The 9,059-nt window shown below is 70.7% G+C and carries 11 protein-coding genes; 2 read left to right on the top strand and 9 right to left on the bottom strand.

From position 1 onward, the window contains the following. Positions 1–88: 88 nt before the first annotated feature. Positions 89–271: a hypothetical protein gene (locus VM306_RS03255; protein WP_325510696.1), complete on the bottom strand. Its 183-nt coding sequence runs from the start codon at positions 269–271 to the stop codon at positions 89–91. Between the two features lie 100 nt (positions 272–371). Here VM306_RS03255 and VM306_RS03260 point away from each other — a divergent pair, with 100 nt between their 5' ends. Both VM306_RS03260 and VM306_RS03265 read left to right on the top strand, forming a co-directional pair. Continuing rightward, a complete protein-coding gene (locus VM306_RS03260; protein WP_325510697.1) occupies positions 372–1,112 on the top strand; it encodes an SIS domain-containing protein in 741 nt (246 codons plus the stop codon). A 79-nt stretch (positions 1,113–1,191) separates the two neighbouring features. Further along, positions 1,192–2,754: a penicillin-binding transpeptidase domain-containing protein gene (locus tag VM306_RS03265; RefSeq protein WP_325510698.1), complete on the top strand. Its 1,563-nt coding sequence runs from the start codon at positions 1,192–1,194 to the stop codon at positions 2,752–2,754. Here VM306_RS03265 and VM306_RS03270 read toward each other — a convergent pair. The 8 genes from VM306_RS03270 to VM306_RS03305 all read right to left on the bottom strand — a co-directional run. Beyond that, a complete protein-coding gene (locus tag VM306_RS03270) occupies positions 2,744–2,896 on the bottom strand; it encodes a LuxR C-terminal-related transcriptional regulator (RefSeq protein ID WP_414672324.1) in 153 nt (50 codons plus the stop codon). The genes VM306_RS03265 and VM306_RS03270 overlap by 11 nt on opposite strands. A gap of 1 nt (position 2,897) precedes the next feature. Then, positions 2,898–3,278 carry a BBE domain-containing protein gene (locus VM306_RS03275; RefSeq protein ID WP_325510704.1) on the bottom strand — a complete coding sequence of 127 codons (381 nt, stop codon included), beginning with the start codon at positions 3,276–3,278 and terminating at the stop codon, positions 2,898–2,900. Next, the gene (locus tag VM306_RS03280) at positions 3,160–3,567 is read right to left on the bottom strand and encodes a hypothetical protein (RefSeq protein ID WP_325510705.1); all 408 of its coding nucleotides are present in this window, start codon (positions 3,565–3,567) and stop codon (positions 3,160–3,162) included. The genes VM306_RS03275 and VM306_RS03280 overlap by 119 nt, the downstream gene beginning before the upstream one ends. Next, entirely contained in the window at positions 3,519–4,478 is a 960-nt protein-coding gene (locus VM306_RS03285; protein WP_325510699.1) for an FAD-binding oxidoreductase, read from the bottom strand. The genes VM306_RS03280 and VM306_RS03285 overlap by 49 nt, the downstream gene beginning before the upstream one ends. Positions 4,479–4,895: 417 nt before the next feature. Next, positions 4,896–6,785, bottom strand: a complete 1,890-nt coding sequence (locus VM306_RS03290) for an ABC transporter ATP-binding protein (protein ID WP_325510700.1) — start codon at positions 6,783–6,785, stop codon at positions 4,896–4,898. A 90-nt stretch (positions 6,786–6,875) separates the two neighbouring features. Continuing rightward, complete coding sequence (locus tag VM306_RS03295; protein ID WP_325510701.1) at positions 6,876–7,688, bottom strand: enoyl-CoA hydratase/isomerase family protein; 813 nt, start codon at positions 7,686–7,688, stop codon at positions 6,876–6,878. A 58-nt stretch (positions 7,689–7,746) separates the two neighbouring features. Then, the gene (locus VM306_RS03300; RefSeq protein WP_030473247.1) at positions 7,747–7,956 is read right to left on the bottom strand and encodes a helix-turn-helix domain-containing protein; all 210 of its coding nucleotides are present in this window, start codon (positions 7,954–7,956) and stop codon (positions 7,747–7,749) included. 174 nt (positions 7,957–8,130) lie between these two features. Next, the coding region (locus VM306_RS03305) for an ABC-F family ATP-binding cassette domain-containing protein (RefSeq protein ID WP_325510703.1) at positions 8,131–9,059 on the bottom strand (929 nt) is incomplete at its 5' end.

Below are 9,059 nucleotides of genomic sequence, written 5' to 3' on the forward strand. Positions count from 1 at the left end.
GTCGAGTGCTCCGACGTGGCGGACGGCGCCGACGTGGACCGGCCGGAAGACCTCGGGCCGCGCGGCGGCGAGGCGTAGAACTGCTGGTCTACGGCCGTGCGTGCACCGCCGCACGAGCGCACCCGCTCGCCACGACGAGCAGCGCCAGCGCCGCCCACACCGGCCACAGCTCGGAGTAGGTCACCGCCAGCGCGATGTTCGTGGCTCCCGCGGCGGCGAACACCGCCGTCAGCACCACCCAGAAGAAGAAGTGCCTTCTGCTCAAAACCACCGCCTGTCCGCCGCGCAGTCGCCCCTGTACCGCGCGTATCGAGGTTTGTAGCGCCTGGGTTACTGGTGAGGTCATCGACGATCCGGTACTACTGACCCGCATGACGACCGACACCGTGACCGGGTCCGACTACGGCACCCTCGTGCGCACGCACCTGACGCGCGTCGAACAGCACAACGCGGCCGCGTTGGACGACGTGGCCGAGCTCGTGCTCGCCGCAGTCCAGGCCGACGGAACCCTCCTCACCGCCGGCGCAGGACACTCACTGGCAGCGGTCGCCGAAACCTTCTACCGCGCGGGTGGCCTCGCCTGCGTCCGCCCGATCTACCACCCCGAGCTGCTGCCGATGCACGGCGCGATCAGCAGCACCGCCGCCGAACGCCGCTCCGGCCTCGCCGGCGAGGTCCTGCGGGAGGCGGGCATCGCCCTGCACGACGTGCTGTTCGTCTTCTCGACCTCCGGCGTGAACCACTACCCGGTCGAGCTGGCCCAGGAGGCCGCGAACAAGGGCTGTCCCGTCGTCGCCGTCACCTCGGTCGCCTCGAGCGCCCAGGCCCCGCGCCGCGCCGGCGTGACGCTGGCCGAGGTGGCCACCGTCGTCCTCGACAACCTCGTCCCGCCCGGCGACTCGACCTACCCCGCCGAGGCGCCGGTCACCGCGGCCATCTCCACCATCGCCACGGCGTTCCTCTGGAACCTGCTGATGGTCCGGCTCGTCGACAAGGCCGCCGAGACCGGTGTGCGGCTGCCGTTGTGGCGCAGCGCGAACGTCGAGGGCGGCGACGCGGCCAACGCCGACCTGCTCAGGCACTACCAGACCCGCATCCCGCAGCTCGGATAGGTAGAAACCCTCAGGGCGGCACGGCCCCTCCGCGTTAACCTCCCACCGGGGAGAACACTTTTCCGGGGGGATTTGACCAGTGGAGACCAAGACTCGCAGATGGATCCTGATCGGCGGCGCGCTCGTCACGGCGACCACACTCGGCGTGGCGGGCGCGTTGCTCTTCGGCGGAGGTCCGGCCGGCTCGAGCGAGCAGCCGACGACGAAGCTCGCCGAGACGCCGGCCCAGGTGGCGCAGACGTTCGTGACCGGGGCGTTCGCCTCCGACCCCGCGGCGGCCGCCGCCCTGACCGACGCGCCGCCCGCCGCCACGCAGGCCCTGACCGCCACCAGGGCCGGCATGGGCACCTCGGCCTACCAGGCCCGCCTGGGCGAAGCCGCACCGCCGGGACCTGACGCCACGACCGCGGAGATCACCGCGTCCGTCTCCTGGACGATGCCGAACTCGGCCCTGCTGAAGTACGACGTCAAGATCCCGATGCAGCGGGTCGACGGTGTCTGGAAGATCCACTGGACCCCGGCGGTCATCCACCCGCAGCTGACCGACGGCGGCTCGCTCGTCTACCGCAGGGCCGTGGCGGACGGGGCGCTGCTCGGCCGCGACGGGAAGCCGTTGGCACAGGGCACCATCCCGGACGGCCTCTACAAGACGATCACGGGCCAGGTCGGCGACCTCAAGGGCACCGACGGCTGGGAGGTCGGCATCTCCGCGGGTGCGGCGTTCACCGCGCTGGACGGCAAGAAGCCGGAAGCCGGCGAGAAGATCACCGTCACCCTCGACCCTGCCCGCCAGGCAGCGGCGCAGGCCGCGGTCGACGCGCTCCCGAACGGCGCCGCGATCGTCGCCGTCGAGGCGTCCACGAGCGAGATCCTCGCCGTGGCCCAGAACAGGACGTTGAGCAACACCAACCCGTTCGTCGGCCGCTACGCCCCCGGCTCGACGATGAAGATCGTCACCGGCGCCGCGGCGCTCGACACGGGACTGGTCCAGCCGAACACCTCCGTCGCCTGCCCCGCCACCGCCACCATCGGCACCCGCCGCATCAGCAACGCGGGCTTCGGCCACGACAGCATCCCGTTCCACACCGCCTTCGCCCTGTCGTGCAACACGACCTTCGGCGAGCTGGGCTCGAAGCTCGGCCCGAACGCCCTGCCGGACATGGCGAAGCGCTTCGGCCTGGGCGCCGACTGGACCATCGCGGGCGCCGACACCAACACCGGCAAGGTCCCGCCCGCCACCGGGGACCAGCAGGTGGAGAACAGCTTCGGCCAGGGCACCGTGGTCGCGAGCCCGTTCGGCATGGCCCTGGTGGCCGCCACCGTGGTCTCCGGCAGGCAGCCCACGCCGACCCTGTTGCGCGGCAAGGTTCCCGTCGCGAACGACGTGGCGGCGGGCCCGCCCGCGTCGGTGCTGGCGCCGTTGCGGTCGATGATGCGCGAGGTGGTCACCTCCGGCACCGCGAAGCAGCTGGCAGGGATCCCCGGCCTGGCGGGCAAGACCGGGACCGCGGAGGCGGGCGGCGGCACCGAGCACGGCTGGTTCGTCGGCTACCAGGGCACCGTGGCGTTCGCGGTGTTCGTGGAGAACGCCGGGTCGTCGCAGAGCGCCCTGAACGCCACGGCCGCCTTCCTCAAGGGGTGATCCTCGGGACGAGCAGCCCGCGGTGGAAGGCCTCCGTGACCGCGGAGGCCCGGTCGCTCACCTCGAGCTTGCCGTAGATGTTGAGCAGGTGGGACTTCACCGTGGCCTCGGTGATGAAGAGGCCCGCCGCCCCGGCGGTCAATCTATCCGGGCTGGATCGCGAGGGCGTGCCGGAACACGGTGTGCGGGTCCCACTTCGCCTTGATCCGCTGCAGCCGCGGGTAGTTGTCCTTGTAGTACAGGCGTTGCGCGGACACGCCCGACGTGTTCCAGGCCGGGTCCGCGAGGTCGGCGTCCGCGTAGTTGATGTAGAAACCGTCGTTCACCTCACCGGGCACGGGCACCCCACCGGTCTCGGCGTAGACGTCGCGGTAGAACTCGCGCACCCACGCGAGATTGGCCGCGTCATCCTGTTCCTCGCTCCACACCGCCTGGTAGACCGCCTTCATCACCACGTCGCGCTGCGCGGTCGCCGTCTCGTGCGGCGCCACGGCGTTGGCCTGCCCGCCATACTCGACCAACACCATGCCACCGCCCGGCGGCCCCGGCGGGGTCGCTGAGGTTGCGCCAGATCGCACCGAGCTGGTTCGCGTCGAACGACCGCCGCAGGTACGCCGCCTTGATCTTGTACCGCCGCGTGAGCACGTCCCCCGGTTCGCCGGTGCCGGGCCACGTCATCTTGTGCAGCCACGGCACGGACTTGCGCAACACGAACACCGGCGTGAGCCCTAGCCCCGCCGTCACCGCCGAGACGAGCTCGTCGATCATCGCGCCGACGCCCGGCAGGTCCGCGTCGGCCTGCATGGAGAGCATGGCGATGCCACCGTTCCGTTGCTGCACCTCGAGAATCCCGTACAGCCCGGCCTGCGGCGCCCCGGCGCGCGGTGGCGTTCGTGCCACGTCCCGAAGTTCCGCAGCATCCCGCCGAGCTTCTCCTCGGTCAGCTGCCCCCAGTCCCAGATCGTCACGTGCTGCACCATCTCGCGTGGTACGGGCGGCAGCACGTTCCTGCCATCCGGCGACCGCAGCCAGTACTTCGTCACCACCCCGAAGTTGCCGCCGCCCCCACCGGTGTGCGCCCACCACAACTCGCGGTTGGGATCGTCCTTCTCGCGCGTGGCAACCACCGCACGAGCCCTGCCGTCCTTGCCGACCACGACCACCTCAACGCCGTGGAGGTGATCCACCACAGCCCCGTACCGCCGCGACAACGGCCCGTACCCACCACCCGCGATGTGCCCGCCGGCCCCGACCTCCGGACAGCCACCACCCGGAATCGTGACACCCCACCCGGCGCACAACGTCCGGTACACCTGCCCCAGCGTCGCCCCGGGCTGCACCACAAAGGCCTTTTTCGCGGCGTCGTACCCCACTTCGTTCAACGCCGACAGGTCGAGCAACGTCCGGACCCCCGGCGACGCGGTCAGGTTCTCGAAGCAATGCCCACCACTGCGCACCGCGATCCAGCGCCCACCCCGCACAGCCTCGTCCACCGCCCGCACGACCTGCTCGGCCGACGTCGCCACCCGAATCTCGTCGGGCTGCCCGGCGAACCGGAAGTTGTTCCCCCGCACCAGATTTTCGTACCGCACGTCGCCAGGCCCGATCCGCACCGCACCTGTCTCCGCCGCAGCCGCGTACCCCTGCCCCACCAGCCCGCCCGCCGCGACGGCCCCCGCGCCCGCCATCAACGCTCGCCGGCTCATGCCCCCGGAGTCGCTCATCCCGATCCCCCTTCGCCTTGGTGGTTCTCACCGTGGCAGGGCTGGATCCTCGGGACATCAGCCGATCACCCGGCCGGGAGGTGGAGCCGCGACCCAGCCGAACGGCTGAGCCGATGCCCGGCCCCGGTCGGTCGGGGGTGGTGAAGGGCGGCGGGGTCGTGGCGAGGGCCAAGACCGGCCGCGCGTCCGAGCCGCACCCCAGCAGACCAGCCGAACCGCCCACGGAGTCCGGTCAGCCCTGCCAGGCGCAAGCCGGCTGCCGTCGAGCCCTGCCGCGCACCCGGACCGCAGCCGGAGCCCGTCCGCCTCCGCCCAGCCGCCACCCGCGGCCACGCGCTCGAGCCCAGCCACCACCGAGACCGGCCGCGCGCTCCGGCCCGGCCGCGCGGGCACGGTGGCTGCGCGGGCGCGGCGTGGTCAGGTTGTTTGGGGGACCTCCGTGCGTTCGCTGAACTTCGGGGTCGGGAAGACGCCCACCACCGGCGGCTGGGCGAACTGGGTGTTGTAGAGGTCCGCGTAGCGGCCCTCGGCCGACATCAGCTCGGTGTGCGTGCCGCGTTCGACGATCTCGCCGTGTTCCAGGACCAGGATCTGGTCGGCGTTGCGGATCGTCGACAGCCGGTGTGCAATCACCAGGGCCGTGCGGCCGTGCAGGGCCTCGGTCAGCGCCTCCTGCACCGCCGCCTCGGACTCCGAGTCCAGGTGGGCGGTCGCCTCGTCCAGGATCACCACTCGGGGCTTGGCCAGCAGCAGGCGTGCGATCGTCAGGCGTTGGCGTTCGCCGCCGGACAGGCGGTAGCCGCGTTCGCCGACCACCGTGTCCAGCTGGTCGGGCAGGGACGTCACGAGGTCGAGCAGGCGGGCTCGGCGCAGCGAGTCCCACAGCTCGTCGTCGGAGGCGCCGGGCGACGCGTACTCCAGGTTGGCTCGGATCGTGTCGTGGAACAGGTGCCCGTCCTGGGTCACCACGCCGACCGTCGAGCGCAGCGACTCGAACGACAGGTCGCGGATGTCCACTCCGGACAGCCGGACGGCACCGGCGTCCACGTCGTACAGGCGTGGGACCAGTGAGGCCAGCGTCGACTTGCCTGCGCCGGACGAGCCGACCACGGCGACCAGCTGGCCCGCCGCGGCCTTGAAGCTGATGCCGTGCAACACCTCCTCGCCGCCGCGGGTGTCGAGAGTGGCCACCGACTCCAGCGAGGCGAGCGACACCTTCTCGGCCGACGGGTAGGCGAACCGGACGTCGGAGAACTCGACCGACACGGCACCGGAGGGCACGGTCCGGGGGTCGGGACGTTCCTTGATCATCGGGTCGAGGTCCAGCACCTCGAAGACGCGCTCGAACGACACCATCGCCGTCATCAGGTCGACGCGGGCGTTCGCCAGGGCGGTCAGCGGCGCGTACAGGCGGGTCAGCAGCAGCGCCAGCGACACCACGGCACCGGCGGCCAGGTGCCCGGTCAGCGCCAGGTAACCGCCCAGGCCGTAGACGAGGGCCTGGGCCAAGGCCGAGACCAGCGTCAGGCCCGTCATGAACCACCGGGTGGCCATCGCGGTCCGGATGCCGATGTCGCGCACCTGCGCGGCCTTCTCGCCGAACTCCTCGTCCTCGCGGTCCGGCCGGCCGAACAGCTTCACCAGCGTCGCGCCCGGCGCCGAGAACCGTTCCGTCGACTGGGTGACCATCGACGCGTTCAGCGTGGAGGCCTCCCGCTGCATGTCCGCCATCCGGCGGCCCATCCGCTTGGCGGGCAGCACGAACACCGGCAGCAGCACCAGCGCCAGAGCGGTGACCTGCCACGACAGCGTGAACATCACGCCCAGCGACAGCACCAGCTGGATGATGTTCGTGACGAAGCCGGACAGCGTCGACGTGAAGGCGCGTTGAGCGCCGATCACGTCGTTGTTCAGGCGCGAGACCAGCGCGCCGGTGCGGGTGCGCGTGAAGAACGCGACCGGCATCTTCTGCACGTGCCCGAACACGGCACGGCGGAGGTCGTAGATCAGACCTTCACCGATTCGGGTGGACTGCCAGCGCTCGACGACGCCCAGCCCGGCGTCGACCACGGCGACCAGCGCGATGACCACCGCCAGCCAGACCACGACCGACGGCGCGGAGCCCTTCACGATCGCGTCGACCACCCGGCCGGCGAGCAGCGGGGTGGTGACCGCCAGCACCGACGAGACCACTGTCAGCAGGAGGAACACCACCAGCTTCGCCCGGTGCGGCCGGGCGAAGGCCAGCACGCGTCGGAAGGTCCCCCGGCGCACCTTGGAAGGTGCGTCGGAGGTGGCCCCCATCATGAATCGCCAAGAGCTGTAGCCGTCCACGCTGTCTAGAACAGCACAGCGGTCTGACAATTCCTTCGCGTACGGCTGGGAACGAGGTGAAGTTCAGCTTTGAGCGGACAGGGCGGCGAACGACCGCAGCCGGCGCAGCTGCGCGGCGCGCTCCAGAGCCAGCTGTTCCGTGTAGCCCACACCCGAAGCGGCCGACGCGATCAACGCCAGCGTCTCCGTGACCGCACCCTGCGCGGGCTTCAGAACGGCAGCGACCAGCGCCTCCACGGCCGCGTCCAGGTCCGCGACGGGCACGACGGAGTTCGCGAGGCCGATTCGCAGCGACTCCTCCGCGGACACCCGGCGAGAAGTCACGCACAACTCGGCCGCGCGCGAGTACCCCACGAGACGCACGAGGGGCAGAGTCCCGCCCAGGTCCGGCACCAGGCCCAGACCGGTCTCGGCCATGCAGAACTGCGCGTCCTCGGCGAGCACGCGGAAGTCGCACGCCAGCGCCAACTGGAAACCCGCGCCGATGGCATGCCCCTGCACCGCGGCGATCGTCACGCGTGCCGGGTCGCTCAACCACGTGAACCCGGCCTGGTACGACGCGATCTTGGCGTCCGCCTCCTCAGCGGACACCGACAGCAGCGCACCGAGACCACCGGGTTCGCCGTCGACCGGCTCTCCGGTGAACATGCGCCGGTCCAGCCCCGCCGAGAAGGCGCGACCGGATCCCCGGACGACCACGACTCGGACGTCCGGGTCCAGCTGCTCACCGATGTGCCGCAACGCCTGCCAGGTGGCGGGCGTCTGTGCGTTGAGCACGTCGGGACGATCGAGCGTGACGGTCGCGAGCGGCCCGGCAATCGCGAGCCGAACGCCACCGCGCTCGAGCACGCCAGCGTCGATGGTGGGCACTGGCATGGTCCTACCTCCGGCGAACTAGAAGCTAGTTACCGGAGAGTAGCAGTCTGGGTCGGAACTACTTCTTCTTCGTCCGGGTGGCGCCACCGCGACCGCGCAGCGTCACACCGGACTCGGAGAGAACCCGGTGGACGAAGCCGTAGGAGCGCCCGGTGGATTCAGCCAGTGCCCGGATGCTCGCGCCCTTTTCGTACTTCTTCTTCAGGTCAGCGGCCAGCTTGTCCCGCGTGGCGCCGGTGATCCGGGCGCCCTTCTTCAGGTCAGCCACCATGTCCCGCCTTCCGTACGAGCAGGTCGGGCCTGCTTCGGCCCCTGTGGTCGCAATGATCGAACACGAAACGCCAGAACGCCAGGCGATCATGCGAAATGATCTGTGAGTGGTCGGTTGATCACTCAGAGTTGACCTTCGACCACGCTCCGCAAAAGCGCGAAAAACGTTGCCTCAGGCCAACTGCACGAGTTCCAGGTACTCCTGGGACCAGTGATCCTCGGTGCCGTCGGGCAGCAGGATCACCCGCTCGGGCTCAAGGGCCTCGACCGCGCCCGGATCGTGCGTGACGAGCACGACGGCGCCCTCGTAGCGGCGCAGCGCGTCGAGCACCTGCTCGCGGCTGGCCGGGTCCAGGTTGTTGGTCGGCTCGTCGAGCAGCAGCACGTTCGCCGCGCTCGACACCAGACCGGCCAGCGCCAGCCGCGTCTTCTCGCCACCGGACAGCGTGCCCGCGGGCTGGTCGAGCTGCTCACCGCTGAACAGGAACGTGCCGAGCAGCTGCCTGAGCTGCTGTTCCTGGGTGTCCGGGGCGGCGTGCCGGATGTTCTGCCACACGGTCGCCTCGTGGTCGAGCGTCTCGTGCTCCTGCGCGAAGTAGCCGACCTTCAGGCCGTGACCGGGGATCAGCGAGCCCGCGTCCGGCCGCTCCATCTGGCCGAGCAGCCGCAGCAGCGTCGTCTTCCCCGCGCCGTTCAAGCCGAGGATCACCACGCGCGAGCCCTTGTCGATCGCGAGGTCGACGCCGGTGAAGATCTCCAGCGAGCCGTAGGACTTGCTCAGGCCTTCGGCCATCAGCGGCGTCTTGCCGCACGTCGCGGGCTCCGGGAAGCGGATCCTGGCGACCTTGTCCGCGACACGGGTCTCGTCCAGGCCCGCGAGCATCTTCTCCGCGCGCTTGGCCATGTTCTGCGCGGCGACCGCCTTCGTCGCCTTGGCGCGCATCTTGTCGGCCTGCGCCATCAGGACGCCTGCCTTCTTCTCCGCGTTCGCCCGCTCGCGGCGGCGGCGCTTCTCGTCGGCGGCGCGCGCCTCGAGGTACTTCGTCCAGCCCATGGTGTAGAGGTCGACCTCGCCGCGGGTGGCGTCGAGGAACCACACCG

Origin of the sequence: Lentzea sp., from assembly GCF_035525475.1 — a bacterium.
Classification (GTDB): Bacteria; Actinomycetota; Actinomycetes; order Mycobacteriales; family Pseudonocardiaceae; genus Lentzea.

Bases quoted from the DNA above. Each gene is read 5' to 3' on its own strand.
- VM306_RS03260 (WP_325510697.1), top strand. From the start codon at position 372: ATGACGACCGACACCGTGACCGGGTCCGACTACGGCACCCTCGTGCGC.
- VM306_RS03280 (WP_325510705.1), bottom strand. From the start codon at position 3,567: ATGCTCTCCATGCAGGCCGACGCGGACCTGCCGGGCGTCGGCGCGATG.
- VM306_RS03285 (WP_325510699.1), bottom strand. From the start codon at position 4,478: ATGAGCGACTCCGGGGGCATGAGCCGGCGAGCGTTGATGGCGGGCGCG.
- VM306_RS03290 (WP_325510700.1), bottom strand. From the start codon at position 6,785: ATGATGGGGGCCACCTCCGACGCACCTTCCAAGGTGCGCCGGGGGACC.
- VM306_RS03295 (WP_325510701.1), bottom strand. From the start codon at position 7,688: ATGCCAGTGCCCACCATCGACGCTGGCGTGCTCGAGCGCGGTGGCGTT.